At 38.5% G+C, this 18,381-nt stretch carries 19 protein-coding genes; 8 read left to right on the top strand and 11 right to left on the bottom strand.

Features of this window, described 5'->3' with window-relative positions; genetic code table 11:
* The first annotated feature begins 40 nt into the window (after nt 1-40).
* The 6 genes from IEW69_RS16505 (at nt 41) to IEW69_RS16480 (ending at nt 7,408) form a co-directional block, all read left to right on the top strand.
* Entirely contained in the window at nt 41-496 is a 456-nt protein-coding gene (locus IEW69_RS16505; RefSeq protein ID WP_188627977.1) for a DsrE family protein, read from the top strand.
* A 57-nt stretch (nt 497-553) separates the two neighbouring features.
* Complete coding sequence (locus IEW69_RS16500) at nt 554-994, top strand: hypothetical protein (RefSeq protein ID WP_037440944.1); 441 nt, start codon at nt 554-556, stop codon at nt 992-994.
* 85 nt (nt 995-1,079) lie between these two features.
* Nucleotides 1,080-2,456, top strand: a complete 1,377-nt coding sequence (locus IEW69_RS16495; RefSeq protein ID WP_083401144.1) for a TolC family protein — start codon at nt 1,080-1,082, stop codon at nt 2,454-2,456.
* A 10-nt stretch (nt 2,457-2,466) separates the two neighbouring features.
* The gene (locus tag IEW69_RS16490; protein WP_229663660.1) at nt 2,467-5,634 is read left to right on the top strand and encodes an efflux RND transporter permease subunit; all 3,168 of its coding nucleotides are present in this window, start codon (nt 2,467-2,469) and stop codon (nt 5,632-5,634) included.
* 27 nt (nt 5,635-5,661) lie between these two features.
* On the top strand, nt 5,662-6,774 hold the full coding sequence (locus IEW69_RS16485) for an efflux RND transporter periplasmic adaptor subunit (protein ID WP_074964088.1): 1,113 nt from the start codon (nt 5,662-5,664) through the stop codon (nt 6,772-6,774).
* A gap of 1 nt (nt 6,775) precedes the next feature.
* The gene (locus tag IEW69_RS16480; protein ID WP_051760163.1) at nt 6,776-7,408 is read left to right on the top strand and encodes a TlpA family protein disulfide reductase; all 633 of its coding nucleotides are present in this window, start codon (nt 6,776-6,778) and stop codon (nt 7,406-7,408) included.
* A 189-nt stretch (nt 7,409-7,597) separates the two neighbouring features.
* On the opposite strand, the gene IEW69_RS16475 is transcribed toward IEW69_RS16480, so the two are convergent.
* The 10 genes from IEW69_RS16475 to IEW69_RS16430 form a co-directional block, all read right to left on the bottom strand.
* Entirely contained in the window at nt 7,598-8,335 is a 738-nt protein-coding gene (locus tag IEW69_RS16475) for a metallophosphoesterase family protein (RefSeq protein ID WP_188627976.1), read from the bottom strand.
* Nucleotides 8,335-9,420, bottom strand: coding sequence for an ACR3 family arsenite efflux transporter (gene arsB, locus IEW69_RS16470; protein WP_188627975.1), 1,086 nt, complete (start codon nt 9,418-9,420; stop codon nt 8,335-8,337). The genes IEW69_RS16475 and arsB overlap by 1 nt, the downstream gene beginning before the upstream one ends.
* A complete protein-coding gene (locus IEW69_RS16465) occupies nt 9,420-9,845 on the bottom strand; it encodes an arsenate reductase ArsC (RefSeq protein ID WP_188627974.1) in 426 nt (141 codons plus the stop codon). The genes arsB and IEW69_RS16465 overlap by 1 nt, the downstream gene beginning before the upstream one ends.
* A gap of 6 nt (nt 9,846-9,851) precedes the next feature.
* On the bottom strand, nt 9,852-10,337 hold the full coding sequence (locus IEW69_RS16460; protein WP_188627973.1) for a GNAT family N-acetyltransferase: 486 nt from the start codon (nt 10,335-10,337) through the stop codon (nt 9,852-9,854).
* 10 nt (nt 10,338-10,347) lie between these two features.
* On the bottom strand, nt 10,348-10,818 hold the full coding sequence (locus IEW69_RS16455; RefSeq protein WP_188627972.1) for a DUF6428 family protein: 471 nt from the start codon (nt 10,816-10,818) through the stop codon (nt 10,348-10,350).
* Between the two features lie 51 nt (nt 10,819-10,869).
* The gene (locus IEW69_RS16450) at nt 10,870-11,199 is read right to left on the bottom strand and encodes an ArsR/SmtB family transcription factor (RefSeq protein WP_188627971.1); all 330 of its coding nucleotides are present in this window, start codon (nt 11,197-11,199) and stop codon (nt 10,870-10,872) included.
* Between the two features lie 174 nt (nt 11,200-11,373).
* Entirely contained in the window at nt 11,374-12,468 is a 1,095-nt protein-coding gene (locus tag IEW69_RS16445; protein WP_188627970.1) for a hypothetical protein, read from the bottom strand.
* Nucleotides 12,469-13,095 carry an ATP-binding cassette domain-containing protein gene (locus IEW69_RS16440; RefSeq protein ID WP_188627969.1) on the bottom strand — a complete coding sequence of 209 codons (627 nt, stop codon included), beginning with the start codon at nt 13,093-13,095 and terminating at the stop codon, nt 12,469-12,471.
* A gap of 317 nt (nt 13,096-13,412) precedes the next feature.
* Nucleotides 13,413-13,955: a hypothetical protein gene (locus tag IEW69_RS16435; protein WP_188627968.1), complete on the bottom strand. Its 543-nt coding sequence runs from the start codon at nt 13,953-13,955 to the stop codon at nt 13,413-13,415.
* A 52-nt stretch (nt 13,956-14,007) separates the two neighbouring features.
* Complete coding sequence (locus IEW69_RS16430) at nt 14,008-14,586, bottom strand: recombinase family protein (RefSeq protein WP_188627967.1); 579 nt, start codon at nt 14,584-14,586, stop codon at nt 14,008-14,010.
* A 470-nt stretch (nt 14,587-15,056) separates the two neighbouring features.
* Here IEW69_RS16430 and IEW69_RS16425 point away from each other — a divergent pair, with 470 nt between their 5' ends.
* Both IEW69_RS16425 and IEW69_RS16420 read left to right on the top strand, forming a co-directional pair.
* Entirely contained in the window at nt 15,057-15,461 is a 405-nt protein-coding gene (locus tag IEW69_RS16425) for a hypothetical protein (RefSeq protein WP_188627966.1), read from the top strand.
* Between the two features lie 358 nt (nt 15,462-15,819).
* Nucleotides 15,820-17,343: a TlpA family protein disulfide reductase gene (locus tag IEW69_RS16420; RefSeq protein ID WP_188627965.1), complete on the top strand. Its 1,524-nt coding sequence runs from the start codon at nt 15,820-15,822 to the stop codon at nt 17,341-17,343.
* A 278-nt stretch (nt 17,344-17,621) separates the two neighbouring features.
* On the opposite strand, the gene IEW69_RS16415 is transcribed toward IEW69_RS16420, so the two are convergent.
* Nucleotides 17,622-18,152: a MepB family protein gene (locus tag IEW69_RS16415; protein WP_188627964.1), complete on the bottom strand. Its 531-nt coding sequence runs from the start codon at nt 18,150-18,152 to the stop codon at nt 17,622-17,624.
* Between the last annotated feature and the right edge of the window lie 229 nt (nt 18,153-18,381).

Raw genomic sequence — 18,381 nt, 5'->3', positions numbered from 1 at the left:
TTACAACTATACCTTGATGTCTTTATAAAACAATGACCGCATGAGACCATATTTTTTTTTAATCACTGTACTAGTTTGTTTGTTTTATATTAATCCAGCAAAAGGACAAAGTAAAGTGATCCATTTTAGCGGCGCTAAGGCAACTAAAAGCCATTATAAAGTATTGTATATCCTTAACAACGGTGAAGACAAAAGAATATCTGCAACGCTAAGAAACATTAACAATGCATTGGATGACCCCAGATTGAAGGGGAAACTTGAGGTCGAACTGGTTGTATTTGGTGACGGTGTGGTTCTTTTCAAAAAAGATGGAAAATACCGTGAAGTGCTTATGACATTAAGGAATAAAGGTGTGCTTCTGGCACAATGTGAAAATACCCTAAGGGAACGTAACATTGGAAAAGATGAACTATATGACTTTATTCATTTTGTACCTAGTGGTAATGGTGAGGTCATCATTCGTCAACAACAAGGCTGGTCTGTTATCCATCCTTAAACGGCATTAAATCCGGTACTTTTTGCCAATAAATAAAAAACACTACTTTTGCGCTTGATGAAGAAATTACTCCAACATATTTTTGACCTTTCCAATAGCAAGACAGCCAAGTCTTTGTCTATAGGTATGCTCGTCATTTTGTGTTTGGTATCCTCATGTTCCATTAGAAAAGGGATAGAGTCATTCTTTTCTGACGGGGCTACTACAGCACTGGGTTTCAATAAAGCTTCTAAAGCAAGTTTAATACAAAAGCAGGGCTTGAAGTTTAACTCTATCAATTGTAAGTTATTAGGGCAAGGGTTTGAGGATCAGCAGGTGTCTTTGAAGCAGGCCTCCTCACCGGTCGCATTGGTTCCACTTTTATTTTTCGTTCTACCGGAATTTCTAATTTCGCTTTTAACTGGTTTTAAAACCCCAACAGTACTCCCAGTTCCAAACTCATGGCTACGTTGGTCTTATTTACCTTTGTTTTTACAAAACAGGCTTCTTCTGATATAGAATTGTTTTAAAACAGCGCCCGCTGTTATTTACGCTGACATCAGCGAAACATCAATTCGACAATATCTAATTTCAATTCTTAGCGATGAAGTATTTTCTTCAAATGTCGCTTGTGCTGTTTATTCTATGGAGTAAATCATCACAGGCACAGCAAATTCATACCCTGTCTTTAAAGGAGGCATGGGAACAGGCAAATGATAACTATCCTGGTCTTCACGAACGAAAGTATCTGATTGAAGAGTTTAAAATCAGAAAAAAGGAAGCTCAAAGTCAGGCTCTCCCACAAGTACAGCTTCAAGCACAAAGTTCCTTTGGAACCTTGAATGGCAGTGCGGGAGCGTTTTTCCCTGTTCCTGGGGTTTTTAACGTATCAGGTAGCAATGCAATCTTGAACCCAGACTTAAATAACGTTTATAATACTTTCGGGTCAGTCTTGGTAGACTGGACAATTTTTGAGTTTGGACGGCAACGCAGTGCAGTAGAAGCAGCTCAGTATCAGGTACAGGCTGCAGAAAGTGGTTATCAAGCTACCGGCCTTTCTTTACAAAGTAAAGTAACCAGGTTATACATTGATATCTTGTACAATAGAGCAAACCTGCAATGGGCCCAGGCAAATGCTATTAGGCTAAATAACATCAGGGAGGTGACTACTAGCCTGGCGCGGGCAGGTATAAAGCCCGGAGCAGATACGTCATTGGCGGCATCATCATTCTTACAAGCAACAGCCAATCAGCAGGAATGGCTTGGCAAATTAAATGCAAGTAAGATTAATTTCACTGAAGTGGTGCCGGTGCAAAGCTTCAACCTGTCCGAAAATGGATTTCTTAAATCTGATATACAGCATCTAAAAACAGATTCGGTGCCAATTACTCATCCTTATCTAAAGGTCATTAATGACCAGATATCCTATGAGCAAACGCAGGAAACCTTAATTACTAAGGAGGCATTTCCTTCACTTTCAGTTCTGGGTGGGCTGTCAACAAGAGGAAATAGTATCAATCCGGATGGATCCATGACACCGGGACTTACATCTGGCTTTTCCAATTATGCAAACAACTACTTGATTGGCTTAGGACTTAGCTGGAATATCTCCGGAATTTACACGAGTTCATTAGGAAAAAGGCGTGTTAAGCAAACCATTAAGGGAGTGCAGGCTAAGTACGATATGCAAAAACTGCAAATGGAAACGGCCCTGTCGTCGGTTAATTCACGAATCAATCAACAAAGAATACAGCTGATTCAAAATAGGTTGGCAGAACAGGAATCAAGAAAGGCTTACGATCTATACCTGGTTAGGTATGAGGGCGGATTAATTAGCTTAACAGAATTGCTACAAATTCAATCTTTCCTGCAAATAGCCGAAAAGGAATTCATTGAGGCCCAGCAGGTCTTGTGGAATCTGCTGATTACACAAGCAGAAGTATCTGGCAATTTCAACTATTTGGCTACTCAATTTAACTAACATTATGAATATGATCAGGTTTGCATTAAAGAAGCCATTATCAATTATGGTAGCTGTTATAGCTATCACTTATTTTTCCTTTACAGCAATACGCAATATCAATGTTGATATTTTCCCAAAGGTCGAACTTCCTGTTATCTATATAGCGATGCCCTATGGCGGCTTAACGCCGGCATATATGGATGGATTTATGGCAAATGAGTTTCAAAAGGTACTCATATTTGTTAGCGGAGTAAGCGAAATTGATTTTAAAAGTGTTCAGGGTTTTACCCTGATGAAACTATCTTTCTATCCGGGTACTGACATGGCCCAGGCCTCTGCAGAAGTTTCGACCCAGGTTTCAAGAGCTATGGGGTTCCTCCCCCCTGGTGCAGTTCCGCCTCAGGTTGTTCGGTTTGATGGCAGTTCTCTTCCAATTGGTCAGCTGGTCTTCGAAAGCCCTAAGCGGTCCATTACTGAACTCCAAAACCTCGCCATGACTAAAATCAGGCCTATGTTCGTAACTATTCCCGGGGTAACTGCGCCTGCACCATTTGGTGGTAATGTTAGAACCATGGTCGTTAAGGTTGATCCAACCCTTATGCAGTCATATGGACTTTCTGCAGAGCAGGTCACTATGGCTATTGCAAAAAACAATTTTCCTTCGCCTGCCGGAAACATCAGGATTGGCGATCAAAATTTGATGAGCCCGGTTAACTCCATTGCTACCGGACCTGAAGACTTTCTTAATATTCCAATAAAGTCAAGTTCGGCAAATACCATTTTTGTCAAAGATATAGCCTCTGTAGAAGATGCAGCGGATGTCACAACAGGTTATGCCATTATAAATGGTAAGCGCTCAGTCTATTTGCCAGTCATTAAAAAGGCCGATGCCTCTACACTAAAGGTCGTAGAGAATTTGAAAGCAGCAATTCCAAAACTTAAAGCTGCCATGCCCGAGGATGTTGATATCAAGTACGTTTTTGATCAATCTGGTTATATTGAAAGTTCTTTAGAAAACCTGATACATGAAGGCATATTAGGGGCGGTTTTAACTGGCCTGATGATTTTCCTGTTTTTAGGCGATTCAAGAGGGGCGCTGATTGTGGTACTTACCATACCCATTGCCATACTCTCGGCGGTTATTATGTTATATCTGTTCGGACAGACCATAAACGTCATGACCCTAAGTGGACTTGCATTGTCAATCGGTATACTCGTCGATGAGGCCACGGTAACGATAGAAAATATCCACCAGCATTTTGAAATGGAAAAGCCAAAGCAACGGGCTATTTTAGACGCTCTTTTGGAAATCTCCATTCCGAAAATTCTTATTCTTCTTTGTATACTGGCAGTACTGATCCCTTCATTTATGATGAGCGGGATACCAAAGGACATGTTCATGCCACTATCACTAGCCGTTGCATTTGCGATGATTGCATCCTTTATAGCTTCTCAAACATTTGTCCCGATTATGGCTAACTGGCTAATGAAGCCTGAGTTACTTGTCCATCAAAAAGTAAGCTTTCAAAAAAAGAAACTAACCAGATTTGAGCAATTCAAACGAAAATATCTAATACTGACCCGTTACAGCCAAAACAGAACCTGGAAAGTTATTGGTATATATACACTACTTTCCCTTACAATTCTAGTTGCCGGAGGCCTAATTATAGGAACCGACATTCTACCGGCAAGCAATAATGGCGATGTGCAAATGAGGATTGTTGCCCCAGAAGGCACCAGGCTTGAGAAATCTGAGGATTACCTAAAAAAGGTAACCAAAATTGTTTCAGATCAGCTACCTGGAAATGCGATAAAGATCACATCTGCATATGTAGGTTTACAGCCTTCAGCTACGGCAATTAACCCAATATTTCTATTTACCAGTGGCTCTCATGAATCTGTCTTGCAGGTCTCTGTAGATCAGGATCTTTATACAGGTTCCATGACCTTACTAAAAGAAAATATCCGAAATGAAATTGGTAAACAATTGCCAAAGCTAAAGATAAACTTTGAGCCTATTGAGATGGTCGAAAAGATCATGAGCCAAGGGGCTATGACGCCTATTCAGCTTAAGGTCGCAGGTAGCCAGTTAAAAGTTGCTGAGCAATTTGCAAAGAAATTGGAGGCAGAGCTAATAAAAATGCCATTTCTGCGTGACGTTCGTATTGCTGAACCCGTTAATACCCCAGGAATTCAAATTAACGTAAACCGGGAGCTGGCCGCTCAATTTGGTTTAACTATGGAAGATGTAGCCAGAACAATGACTATGGCCACTTCATCCACGCGTTTTACAAACAAAAACCTATGGGTAGATCCGAAATCGGGTTTAGTTTTCCAGGTGCAGGTACAGATACCTGAATCGGATATGCAATCTCTGGAGAATTTACGTGCGTTGCCTTTAAAGGCTGGACAGCCTCGACCGGTACTCGAGGATGTTGCTGAACTGCGATCTGTAAAGATGCCTGCGCAAGTAAACAGGCAGGGACCAAACAGGTATGTAAGCGTGCTTGCAAATACCTATCAAACAGACTTAGGTGCCGCTTCAAAAGCGGTAACCGAAGCAATTAAAAATGTAGGAGAACCTCCACGTGGAGTAAGAGTATCCACTGAGGGTTTAATGCAACTGTTAGATGATACCCTTTCAGGACTTCAGACCGGCCTGGTGGTAGCGATGGTCGTTATCTTTTTAATGCTGACTGCATACTATCAATCGTTTGCCGTTTCAGGACTAATTCTATCTGTGGTCCCTGCTGTAATTGGGGGAAGTCTACTACTACTACTGCTTTCTGGAAGCACATTAAACTTACAATCGTACATGGGAATCATTATGTCGGTCGGAGTTTCCGTTTCCAATGCTGTATTAATGGTCAACCAGGCAGAGGTCAATCGTCTAAAATATGGATTGTCGGCACGTCAAGCTTCCTTTCTTGCTGCCTCTTCCAGGTTAAGGCCAATTATCATGACCACATTAGCGATGATTGCAGGAATGATTCCAATGTCGCTTGGCCTGGGAGATGGTGGTGACCAAGTCGCGCCACTCGGTCAGGCCGTAATTGGGGGACTATTACTGTCTACTCTAACAGTTCTGCTGATTTTGCCACACATCTATGCTCTTGTTATGAAAAACAAATCAAGGTTTAGCCCAACTCTGGATCCTGATGATCCTGAAAACAAAAGTTTGATAATACAATACTAATTCCCACCAGACCCATTCGCTAGAATTATGAAAATGATAAATTTTAAATACATGAAGGTTGCCAATTTTGCCATCCCGTTATTACTGATTATGGCGAGCTGCAGCCAGAAAAAGCCGAGCAAGCAGGTTACAGCTGATCAAAAGCCCGCCCCTGCACCGCAGGTTGAGGTAGTCCAACCTATTCTTGATCAACCAAATTATGTACTGAATCTCCCTGGAGAACTGCACCCTTTTGAACATACTGACTTGTACCCAAAAGTGAAAGGCTTTGTGAAAAGAATATTAGTCGATCGGGGTACTCGCGTAAAAAAAGGGCAACTATTAGCCATATTAGAAGCACCAGAAGTAAGTCAAAAGTACCTATCAGAGAAATCATCAGAAAACAAACTTTACGAAGATTACCTGTATAGCCGGCAATCTTATGAACGCTTTAAAAAAGCGGCCCTGAAGGCAGGATCTGTAGCTGAGATTGAACTTGATAAAGCAAGAAGTAAATTCAAAAGTGACAGTGCCGCTTATGCTTCTGCCAAAGCCAACACGGGTATTTCTGCTCAGCAAAAGCAATATCTACGGATAACAGCGCCGTTCGATGGAATTATAGTCGATAAAAATGTATCAAATGGGGCTTTAGTTGGCGACAATTCTCAGATACCAATGATCACCATCGTACAGACAAACCAACTACGCTTAACTGTCGCCATTCCAGAGAAACATTCACAATCATTGAGCGAGCATACTCCGGTATCTTTTACCGTAAGCAACTTGCCAGGAAAAGTATATCAATCTAAACTGTCCCGAAAAAGTGATTTTGTAAAGCAAGAATCCAGAGCAGTGAACGCAGAATTTGATGTACCGAATGCAAAAAATGAACTCCGGGGAGGTGAATATGCGCAGGTCAAACTGAATCTACGCAGACCATATCAAACATTGTGGTTACCTATGACAAGTATTATACGATCACAATCCGGGATTTTTGTTCAGAAAGTGATTAATGGAAAAATTGAACGGGTTGATATCAGTTTGGGCATTCAACAGGGCAATTTACAAGAAGTTTTTGGCGAGTTAAACATTGACAATCAGTACGTAAAAATTGGTTCTGAAGAACTAATAAACGGAACAAACGTAAAAATTAAGAAATAAAATGAAGACAAGTAATCAGCAAAACAGCAAAACATTGAAAAGTTATATCACCTTTTCAAACGTCAGCAATATAGTGGTGTTACTACTGGTAGTAACTTTGGTATTTAGTGCAGATGCAAAAGGCCTGGTAATTGAGGGCTTAATGAAGATCGGGCTATTCCAACCTGATGTACCTAAGGTAGAGTCCAAGTCAAAAGCTCCAGCTGCCAATACGACCTCACCAACTCAAGATGTAAAATTTATGGACAGCAAGGGTAATACCATCAACCTTTCTGATCAAAAAGGTAAGGTGGTTTTTATAAACTTTTGGGCTACATGGTGTCCCCCATGCATCGCTGAAATGCCAACCATAGATCAACTGCATGAAAAATATAAAGATAAAAGTGATATCATGTTCTTGATGGTTGATGTAGATGGGAAGGTTGACGAATCAACCACCTTTATGAAAGATAAAGGCTTCCATCTTCCGGTTCATATTCCTGCAAGTGAAATGCCCAAAGCATTATTTGCCGGAAGCATGCCAACCACAGTCATCCTTGACAAATCAGGAAACATTGCCTTTCATCATGTTGGCGGTGCAGATTATAGTAATCCTAAGATTTCAGAGTTCATAGATCAACTTGTAAAGCAGTAATGTAATAAGTTTGGAAATCCAGGTATGTCATTACCTGGATTTTTAATCTTTTTTGTATATCAGAATTCGTAACTATGTTTAGCGTCTAATGCTAGACCAAATAAGGTATTTGCTTTTATCATTATTCCCTGGAATGTTGCGAATATGACCGGAACTATCATTATTTCACAGTTCTTATAAGCTTACTTATTATCTAGCTTCTATTAATACTTGCGCAAATTCATCTGGCAAAGGACTTTCCAGTATTCCCTTAGTAGCCTTGTCAAGGTCATAAGCGACTCTTCTAAATTCGACTTTGATACTTTCCAGATTTAAAAGAGAACTGCTTTTATTTATAGTTAGCATAACATAACACCCGCGCGTGTCCCCATCCTTTGGTTTTCCAACCGAGCCTAAATTGATTACATGCTTAGAAACACCGGCATTGCTTTCCATGATCCTGTGATAGGGTTTATGGGAATGTCCAACAAATAAAAGGTCAGCACTTGCTTCTTCCATCATTTCCAGCACATGTTTCTCCTCGGTGTCAAACAAGGTATATTCATCTACGCTCCGGGTACTTCCATGGGCCATTACGATATTTAGTTTTTCGCTATCTGATTTAAATTCCAGTCTGATGTGTGCAGGAAGTGTTAACAAGTATTCCCGATGATGTTGTTCAACTAAGTGATAAGCATACTTTTTACCTGACTCGGTTAAGCTCTGGGGCGTGGTAATTAGGTTTTCGACTTTTAAGTCATGGTTTCCGGCAAGGGTAGCAATACCTCGCCTACGAATTTCAGCAATGACTTCATTTGGCCACACGTTATAACCTATCAGGTCGCCAAGGCAGTATACAGCATCAGGGGCCTGCTTGTCCAGGTCTTCCAACATGGCTTTAAAAGCCGGTAGATTAGCATGTACATCTGAAAAAAGTGCAATTTTCATTATTGTATTATTTCCAATGTCTTAGAGGGATAGTATTTTTTTCTGAAGTAAAAAGCAAGGTTCACCAGGGCGATCAGTGCAGGAACTTCTACTAAAGGTCCAATCACTCCGGCAAATGCCTGACCTGAATTGATTCCAAATACGCCGATGGCTACTGCAATAGCAAGTTCAAAATTGTTTCCTGTCGCGGTAAAGGCAATAGAAGCGCTCTTGGAGTAATCTGCCCCAAAATAACGTCCGGCAAAAAAACTCATGACAAACATGATGGAAAAATAAATGACCAGTGGAATGGCAATTCTAACTACATCCATTGGGATGTCTACAATTAGTTCTCCTTTTAAACTGAACATGATCACAATGGTGAAAAGTAAAGCAATAAGGGTAATGGGCGAAATTATAGGTACGAAGACATTATTAAACCATTCTTTTCCCTTAAGACTGATCAGCGCATATCTTGAAAAAATTCCAAGCGCAAAAGGCAACCCTAAATAAATCGCAACACTTTTAGCTATTTCACTAATCGTAATATTAACCTCCAAGCCTTTCAATCCAAAATAAGGAGGCAATACCGTAATAAAGATATAGGCAAATACACTGTATAATAATACCTGGAAAATGCTATTCAATGCAATCAGGCCTGCTGCATATTCCCGGTTTCCTTCGGCAAGTTCATTCCAGACTACCACCATGGCAATACATCTGGCAAGGCCAATCAAGATCAGTCCCACCATATATTCCGGATAGTCTTTTAAGAAAATAATGGCTAGAAAAAACATCAGTATTGGCCCAACTACCCAATTTAATATCAGCGAAACGCTTAATACTTTAGTGTCTTTGAATACTTCACCCATTTTTTCATAACTCACCTTTGCAAGCGGAGGGTACATCATCAGGATCAGTCCAATGGCTAAAGGAATGTTTGTAGTGCCACTAGAAAAGGAATTGATAAAACCGGAGGATGTAGGCACGAAATATCCTATGCTCACCCCGAGAGCCATTGCAATAAATATCCATAAGGTTAAATACCGGTCAAGGAAACCAAGTTTTTTTCTTTCGGCCACAGGGGCACAATTATTTGCGCTCATTAAATCTTTTGGTTTATATGTTCGCTGATAAAGTCAGCCGAGTAAACTTTGATCAGGTCTCTTACCCTTCTGAATTCGTCCATGACTTCTTCCGCAGTTCCAGTCGCTTTTGCAGGATCCGGAAAGTTCTGATGAAAGCGCTCCACCTTGCCAGGAAAATAAGGACAGGCCTCGTTTGCATTATCACATACGGTGATCACTGCGTCGAAGGGAATAGATAGATATTCATCCACGTGGTTGGAGGTATGGGATGAAATGTCAATATGGTCTTCTGCCATCACCTGCACCGCTTTTGGATTTACACCATGGGTTTCTATTCCTGCACTATAGATATTGGCTTTACCTTCTGCATAATGACGCAGATAACCTTCAGCAAGCTGGCTTCTGCAGCTATTTCCTGTACACAGGACTAATATATTTTTCAATTTTCTTTAAATTATAGTTTGACTTCTTCTTTCTAATAGTACGGTATTCCGCCAAATGCCATGTTGTTTTCCTATCTTTTCCCTGACACCAAGAATCCTGAAACCAGCTTTTTCATGGATTGTTAAGCTTGCTGCATTTTCTGGAAAAATTCCAGCTTGCAACGTCCAGATGCCTTCCTGTTCACTTGCTTTGACCAACTCATGGAGTAGATTAGATCCAATACCTTTTCCACTGAATGCCGGATCAACGTACACACTCACTTCTGCAACCCCGGCATAAACGCATCTGGAAGAAACAGGAGTTAATGCTGCCCATCCACGCACAACACCATCATGATCATCAACAAAGCGACAGGTTTTTAAATGTGAATCGTCCCATTCCTTAAAGGACGGGGCCGTGGTTTGAAAAGTAGCATTACCGGTTGCAATGCCCTTTTCATAAATTGATTTAATCTGCTCCCAATCTGAAGGATATAAATTCCTAATACCCATATTCTTTTAGTTAGCAGCAGCCACCTCCTGGAGTGCATGTATTTGCAGCGCCTGCCAGGTTTACCATTTCAAGTTTTTCTTTTTTTTCTGGAATACCGCATTTGTCCATGGCAAGGCAAGCAGTGGTTTTAGAGATTAAAACAAAGTTATCTCCATCATAGGCTAAGTCATATTTACCAATGGTTTCCGATTGGTATTCTACTTCTATATCCAGATCTTCCATACCAATAACCTGCTCTGACAAGGAAATAATATTTAAAAGTTTTCCTGCTTTCAAACGGTGCTCATAGTCATTGGCGTCCCAAAGCTGGAAATTTGCTACTTTCTCATGGCGTACAGTACCGCCACAGTCGATAAAGTCTTTTGTGATCACACCAACTTCGGTAACATGAAAATGTTCAGGCACAACCTGCCCGTTCTCTAATTTAAAATTAACACTTTCTCTTTCAGCCAGGATTCCTTTAATTTCTGATAATTTCATAATGGTCTATTTAATATTGCAATTTAACGATTGATTTAGCCTTTAAAAAAACTAACAGCAGTCAGCTTCTTGTTTGTAAGCGCCTAAAAATGCGCCCATTTGGGTCTCTATTAGTTTCCAGGTTACCGGATTGATACAATAACATACACTGACCCCTTCAATGGTACCCTGAATAATTCCGGCATTCTTAAGCTCTTTTAAATGTTGAGATATAGTTGCCTGAGCAAGACCGAGTTCTTCTACCAGGTCGCCACAGATGCAGGTATTAGAAGCAAGAATCCTCTGCAAAATTGCAATACGGGCAGGGTGGGCCAATGCTTTTAATAACGTCGCCAATTGGTTTTGTTCGGTGCTGAATATTTCTGTTTTAGTAAGTCCCATAACTATGTATTGCAATATTACGATATATAAATTAAAGCCTGCAAGTAATTTCTAATTATGCCATATGAACCATTCTCATTATATCCTCGATTTTTGGGAAGGACCACTGTTTTACCAAAATTTCACCGTTTTTTTAATAATCGCCTGATGATGCCACCTGATATTACATGCTTACTATTCCTCAACTTTTAAATCGATCCTATCAAAATTTATCAAATAATATAGTGCGCAACTGCCCAACAAGACTAAACTGAATAACAAATAATAGTGCGCAAGAATTAACCACATTGAAATAAAGAAGAAAAATAGAAGCCACCTTAGATAAATATCCATGTTTAACTTTACGAAATATAACAAGGTTAACAGAAAAAGTAATCCAGCCAGACCAAATACGAAGCCATTAATAATTGCATATACGTCGTACTCCGATGATATAATCAAAAACGTCCATTCGGGTAACAGAATGATCGATAAAGTCCATAACCAGCCGAGTAATCTTTTATAAGTTGATATTGGCAGACTTTTGCTGAAGTTCAGATACGCTATTTCAAATTTCAACAATGTGAAGACCAATACAGCATGGCATAAAACAGATGCTAATAAAGCCACTAATAACACTCGCGTGTCATGGCCAACATCTGCGAACATCCAGAGCATGCATTTAAAAAAAACCAATGACAAAGCTTTGCACATCAATAGCATCAATGGCTGCTCATTCAGTAAATAAAATAACGGCCAGCTGAAGAATGGCCTTTTAACTTTAATAAATGGATTGATTTGGTATCTTTCTTCCTTTAAAAAACCAAACGTTACTGATCGATAGGAAAGGAATGATAAGCCAATTGCCAGCGCAGCAAAAACGGCCAAAATAAAAATCAGGCTGAGAAAAAAGCGGTTATAAACACTTATCCCAATTAAAGCAAGAACATATATAATGATGGGTAAAAGAATTACGCAATATAAAGCCAGCCATAATTTTAACTGAGGCTTCTTGTCCAGGGTGCCTACTTCGTTAATGAAATTATACTGAGCTAAGGCTAGTTTTTGTTTGATAAAGTAATGAACTTTAACGCAATATAATATCCAGGAAACAAATACTATTGCAAGTCCGACTGGAGATGAAACCCCGGCCAATAATAAAGCTTTATGGTAACTGATTAATTGTGAGGGTTCGACTACTCCAAACAGAACATAAAATCCCATGAGGAAAAAGCCCGCATGCTGCTGATAGAACTCTTTCGCTAAACTGTTTATTAATAACCTCAACATTTAAAGTTGAAAAATTTGTTTATTAATGATTTGATATACCTTATCTAATTTTAGTTGATCATTGCTAACTTCCTGATGTGAGGAAATAAGAAAACTTTTTCCTTGTGAGGCTTTCTCTGTAATCAGCTTATTCAGCTTACCTGCTGATAGAATATCAATTGTTATTAGCGGTTCATCTAAAATGAATAAATCAGCATCACCGACAAGTGCACAGATCAATGAAAGTTTTTTTAGCATGCCGCTGGAATAACTTCCTACTACATTGTCGAGGAAAGGTGTCATTTCGAAATGGTCAGCAAGATCTTTAGCTTGTTTTCTATCCGTCTTTCGGGTTTCAGTATAAAAATCAATCAGTTCTTTTCCTTTGATAAATAAGGGGTATTGTGGCTCAGCCTCAGCAAAACTAATCTTAGAGCGAAATTTTACCGGTTCTTTTCTTAAGCTAACTCCATTCAATTGTACTTCACCTATAAATGGTATTTGCCCAGAAATGATTCGGAATAAGGTTGACTTGCCGGTGCCATTTCCTCCTTTTAACCAGTAAATTCCCTTATTGATATTCCACTCACTGAAGTTTAGTACCTCGTGGCTACCGTATCTCTTGTTAATGTTAGTTAGTCTAAGCAAATCGGATTTTAGGTTATGATCAATTAAAGCATCATTTGTTACTTAATTTATGAAAACTGGAATAAAGTCAATAGAACCATTCTCAATATTCCCTCGTTTTTTAAGATGGTACTTATTAATAGCCCGTACCAGCGTACGGCAAAAAGAGAGTTCTTCCCTTTGTAGACAATTCTAGCTTGTGACTATTTTTTGCATTCTCCATTATTCCCACCATTTTCATTAAAGGTTTAGATTAGCTATTGAATGTAGTGTTGTTTATGAACAATTCCTAAAAAAGTCAAGCTATGAGTGGTGTCTCTACTCAAACGAGTGTAATGCTAATTAATCGTCGAATAATGATTAACGAATGGTTCAAGGAAAACTACCTGCTTGGATTTGTCTTTTAATTTTAATCTAGGCCATAATGCTGATAAATCACTTAAAAATTCACCTGCATTGTCAATTTCCTGGTCTTCCCATCTTTTAAGCACGATAGGCAATAAAGCTATCTTATTAGTAAATTCATTGTTAAATTTTATGGAATTGAGTGCTTTGGAGAGGTTATAAAGGTTTGAACCTGAATTAATAATTTCTTTTAAATTGCTAGACATGTTTTCATTGAAGTATATAGAGTCAATTTTCCCTTCTGCATTAAACGCAAGGCTAATAGAAAACACATGTGCATGATTTTTCGGACTTTTTAAAAGACGATCAATATCCATATGCTTTCCAAGAGCTTTGATGATTGGAATTCTATAGTCAATTTGCTTGGTTGGAGGAAAGACACTAACCTGTGTTGGGGTCTCAGGAATAATATTCTGACTTTTAACGCGGTTAACGTTACAAGTCAAAATAAGCAGAATAAAGATTATACTTTTCATAATTATAAGATAGGTTCTAGTCCGCGATCTTGTGCATGTTTTTGCGTGAAAATCAATTAACCGTGTCCATTCTCGCATATTTAATGTATCGATAGCAGGTAGCGATGGGTATCTGTAGCCTTTTGGATATTTCCAAAATGGAATATTTCCCCGTATCATGAAGATCCAAAGCAGTCATTGCCAACTGAAGCTTTTCAGGGGATAAGCCTGAAGGACGGCCTCCCTTTTTACCTCTTGCTCTTGCTGCAACGAGCCCCGCTTTAGTACGTTCCCGGATAATTTCCCTTTCAAACTCTGCTAATGAAGCAAAAATATTAAATGTAAATCTACCTGTAGCTGTTGTAGTATCAATGTGATCATATAGGCTAACAAAATTAACTCCTTTTTCATTGAACACAGCAACCAGATCTACCAGGTCACGAAGAGAACGACCAAGACGATCCAATTTCCAAACGACCACCCGATCACCCTTACGAAGAGTCGCCAAAAGATTTTTTAGTTCGGGTCTGTCTGTATTCTTGCCGGATATCTTTTCCTGGTATATTGTCGTGCATCCATAATCTGTCAGCGCATTGAATTGAAGATCTAAATTTTGGTCTGCGGTACTTACTCTTGCGTAGCCTATTTTCATGTTATTTTTATTATCAAAAACTCATTATCAAAAATAGAAAAATCATTTTGATTAATGGAATGGGTTTATGATAATCTGCAAAAAGAGAAAAGATATTTCAGGGTTAATGAGGATAGGTTTGATTTGTTTAAGGGCATCGGTTTATGCTTAAGATAGATTATCGAAAAACGAGGGAATATTGAAATGCACGAACGTAACTGAGTAGTGCCAATTACAGCATGTTGAAAATGGAATATCTTTTTAAAATTCGATATGTGGTCACTTGTGACATTCAAGATCTTAGAATTGTTAATTTTTGGAATCTTTATTATCTGCAATGATGGTCCTGCTGGCAGACGCAGGTTACTCCAGATGGCTCGAATTACAATATCCTGAAACAAAAAAGAATTACAGATTGGTTACCGGTACTAGGATAACCTAGTGAAGAGGCCAGACCAAAAATTGACATGAGAATAGACTAACAAGGTCATATGAGCAAAAAGCAGGAAAATCATGATACACCAATTCTAAAAATATCAGACTGGTATTTACATGTTAAAAAATGGAAAATCCGTTTAGGAACAGTGTTGATACTGCTTTTAGTAGGGCGATTTATTTATGGAGCAAGCGAAAAAACCATTGAGAATTATCGTCTAGCTAATAATGGTAAGCTTAGCAAAGGTGTAGTTACTTCCAGAATGAAAGTAGGCGCGAAAGGAACAATAAGTATGAATTATAAGTTTCACGTAGATAATGTAGAGTATACAGGGGAAACTACAAATGAAAGGTATGATACTGGTGATACCTTATACGTTATATACTTACAAAAAAGGCCTACAATCAACCGCTCATATACATTTATAAGAGAAAACTATACGACACAAATTGCTCCATAACAAGAAAGCCAGGTTAAAGCTTCGCTTCTTATTTGGCCAACTACTAAATATGTTGTTTCGTTATTAAAGCATCAATAAAGTTTTTTACAAAGTGCTTATTCAAGAGCTTAATAAATCAACCTATTTGAATTACATTTATCATCAACTTGAGAATAAACGTTGAGTATTTTACCTGCATTACCAAAAAATGGGTGGAATTCTTGGACACTGTCGTGCGCATCATCAAATTTGGAGGGGATAATGATAACTAATATTGGCAAATATTTCCGAAAAACTTAGCACTATATTCTATCATTCAGGTGGGAAAAGAAAATATATTTAATGTATTACTTATCTTCACATGAAGCAAAACATCTAAATGAAACTCTTATTCATCTCTTTAATCTGTATTTGGTTTTTTGCGATTCAATTAAATGCTCAAAATGCACCTTTGAGTATAGAGAATAAGAAAATGAATACTCAGCTGGTGAACCGAAAACCGGCAACCTTGACCATTACCCTTAAGAATCTTCCAGATAGCGTGGAGAAAGTAGGAATCACCTATACACTTGTGCAATTAGGATCTACAATTCAAGCTGACCATTTTGCCGAAACTAATAAGGCCGGTGTGGCCAACATTGTTCTTGAGCAGAATTTTCCTTACCAGCAAGTTTGGTTAAATGTTGGAGCGTATTTATATGCTGGAGTTTACGTGAATACAGGTTTGACTGTTTCGCTTGATGTGAGTAAGCTGCCAAAGGATGGTGCATATATGATAGATGAGGGAGTAGTCTATTCAGGTAAAGATGGAGAGTTGAATACCGTACTGAATAAAAACGTACTATTTAAAAAAAACGAGAGAGAGACCCTTTTCGATACGCTTAGAACTGTATGTCAGTCAAGGAAGAAATATGCTCCTGAAACTTTCACCAAGAAGGTAGATTCTGTTAAGAAGGAATTGACGAGAATAGATCATGAGTTCACAGCTAATTTTAAAAATTATGCCTGGGCTGTTACTAATGAAACTTTATCAGATTTTTATGGAAATGTTTGCACTGCGTATTGGGGAGACGTAATGCCGAGCCCCATTTTTAACGAAATCAAAAATCATCAACCTTATTTCACCAGTAACGATGGGGTTTTATTTTATAGTTATCTGAATACCTACACGCGTGTTAGTACTAAGCAATATGGCCTTGATCACCATTTGGTGCAATTAGACAGTTTATATAGTCAAGAGAAAGCCGATATTTTAAAATTAATGCTTTTGGGCATTGAGAAAGACATTTTTTCTAAGTCTTATTCCAAAATCATCAATAATATCCGAACCCAATGGGCAATTAAAACAGCAAACGATGAGCTAAGTAAAGCAAATATCAACCAAAAAAGGGTTGACAGCTTGTTTGCGTTGTCTACAAAAATAAAGAATGCAACAATTGGAACACCTCTTTTAAAGATGCCTTTTGACGCTGAGCTGTATCAAATTGATGAGCTTAAAAATATCGACGATTTTGTCTTGAGTCTCAAAAGGAAATTCCCTAACAAGGCATTAATCATTGATTTTTGGGCAACCTGGTGCGGGCCTTGCCTATCAGATTTGCCATCTAGTAGAAAGTTGCACGAGAAGAATAAGGATCTAGCTATTGAATATATTTACATCTGCACGTCAAGTGGATCTAACTTGGATAAGTGGAAAAACAAGGTTGCTGATCTCCAAATTCCAGGTGCTCACTTTTTTGCTAGTGAAAAAATCATTAACCAACTAAAAAGCATGTTTAATGCTACTGGGGGATATCCCGCTTATGTAACAATCGATATAAATGGACAGATAAACCCAAAAATCATAACCCGGATGGAAAATTTGAATAGAGAAACTTTAAAAGCATCTGTTGGCTTAAATTAGTTAACCTGAATTGGCTGTTCAGTATATGAAAATCAATGCGCATGCATTGATAAATATGTTATCAAAAATCGGTCGAATAATGGAGAACTAAGATTTGGCACAAGCCAGATTTGTCGCACAAACCGAAATTTTTCTTTTAGCAGTAAAGCCTTGATTAAGATCAGCCAGGACCGTCTTTTTATATGAGGAATATTAGAGAATGTATTTTAATTTTCGAGCTATGCGTTCTTCCCGGTATTGTCCCACATATTTTTCAATGAGGTGGTGGCTGTTACAGCTTAGAAAAGTAGCCTTCTTATCAGATCTTTGTTAGAGGAGTTTCCATCATCAATTGTGAAGAAGTATTTTGTCTGCCAGGTTTGAGTTTTCTCCGCTTGTTTACTTGCAACAGTGTCCCAAGGTGGATAAACTCTAATTCCACGTTTTCCCTCTTTGTTATTATTAGTAATAATACCCTTTTCTGCCAAGACAAATTTTGGGAAAATAAATTGGCCAAAGTTATTTCCTCTTTTCGCTGCAATTATTATAAAATCAAGGTCATCGGATATGTGAAATGGTTCAGTTATTCCGTTCTTATTTCTTTGCCATATGGTCACAAAATGACCGGACTTTAATGGAGTGATTTTTGCCACCCGGTATTGAATTTTCTTATTATTGAGTTCAAAGGAACAAGCTCCATATTCTAAACTTTCAGTACTAAACTTCAGGTTTGTCAAGTTCAACCCGTGATTGTCATAAATTAATTCCTTAACTGTTTTTAGCTCGTTTGGAAGTGTGTTTACATTTGTTGATGTATTGGCACTTTTCATAATTTACTAGGATATGTTCGCTGTTTCCAAATATACCTGCTTTATTGATTTGCCCGTCAGTGTAATCATTTAAAGGCGACACACTATCACTGTTTGAAGAAATTAATAAAACATTGTCAATTACTAAGAATAGGAGCATTAGCTTTAATTAAGGTAGATCACGAGGACCGTCTTTTTAAAGGAGGGAATAATGAAAATAAAATGAATGGAATAAATTTGCCTATTTATA

Origin of the sequence: Pedobacter quisquiliarum, from assembly GCF_014642175.1 — a bacterium.
GTDB lineage: Bacteria > Bacteroidota > Bacteroidia > Sphingobacteriales > Sphingobacteriaceae > Pedobacter > Pedobacter quisquiliarum.
The sequence above is the reverse complement of the archived record's forward strand: the minus strand, read 5'-3'. Positions and strand labels throughout refer to the sequence as shown.

Bases quoted from the DNA above. Each gene is read 5' to 3' on its own strand.
- IEW69_RS16505 (WP_188627977.1), top strand. From the start codon at position 41: ATGAGACCATATTTTTTTTTAATCACTGTACTAGTTTGTTTGTTTTAT.
- IEW69_RS16500 (WP_037440944.1), top strand. From the start codon at position 554: ATGAAGAAATTACTCCAACATATTTTTGACCTTTCCAATAGCAAGACA.
- IEW69_RS16495 (WP_083401144.1), top strand. From the start codon at position 1,080: ATGAAGTATTTTCTTCAAATGTCGCTTGTGCTGTTTATTCTATGGAGT.
- IEW69_RS16490 (WP_229663660.1), top strand. From the start codon at position 2,467: ATGATCAGGTTTGCATTAAAGAAGCCATTATCAATTATGGTAGCTGTT.
- IEW69_RS16485 (WP_074964088.1), top strand. From the start codon at position 5,662: ATGAAAATGATAAATTTTAAATACATGAAGGTTGCCAATTTTGCCATC.
- IEW69_RS16480 (WP_051760163.1), top strand. From the start codon at position 6,776: ATGAAGACAAGTAATCAGCAAAACAGCAAAACATTGAAAAGTTATATC.
- IEW69_RS16475 (WP_188627976.1), bottom strand. From the start codon at position 8,335: ATGAAAATTGCACTTTTTTCAGATGTACATGCTAATCTACCGGCTTTT.
- arsB (WP_188627975.1), bottom strand. From the start codon at position 9,420: ATGAGCGCAAATAATTGTGCCCCTGTGGCCGAAAGAAAAAAACTTGGT.
- IEW69_RS16460 (WP_188627973.1), bottom strand. From the start codon at position 10,337: ATGGGTATTAGGAATTTATATCCTTCAGATTGGGAGCAGATTAAATCA.
- IEW69_RS16455 (WP_188627972.1), bottom strand. From the start codon at position 10,818: ATGAAATTATCAGAAATTAAAGGAATCCTGGCTGAAAGAGAAAGTGTT.
- IEW69_RS16450 (WP_188627971.1), bottom strand. From the start codon at position 11,199: ATGGGACTTACTAAAACAGAAATATTCAGCACCGAACAAAACCAATTG.
- IEW69_RS16445 (WP_188627970.1), bottom strand. From the start codon at position 12,468: ATGTTGAGGTTATTAATAAACAGTTTAGCGAAAGAGTTCTATCAGCAG.
- IEW69_RS16435 (WP_188627968.1), bottom strand. From the start codon at position 13,955: ATGAAAAGTATAATCTTTATTCTGCTTATTTTGACTTGTAACGTTAAC.
- IEW69_RS16430 (WP_188627967.1), bottom strand. From the start codon at position 14,586: ATGAAAATAGGCTACGCAAGAGTAAGTACCGCAGACCAAAATTTAGAT.
- IEW69_RS16425 (WP_188627966.1), top strand. From the start codon at position 15,057: ATGAGCAAAAAGCAGGAAAATCATGATACACCAATTCTAAAAATATCA.
- IEW69_RS16420 (WP_188627965.1), top strand. From the start codon at position 15,820: ATGAAACTCTTATTCATCTCTTTAATCTGTATTTGGTTTTTTGCGATT.
- IEW69_RS16415 (WP_188627964.1), bottom strand. From the start codon at position 18,152: ATGAAAAGTGCCAATACATCAACAAATGTAAACACACTTCCAAACGAG.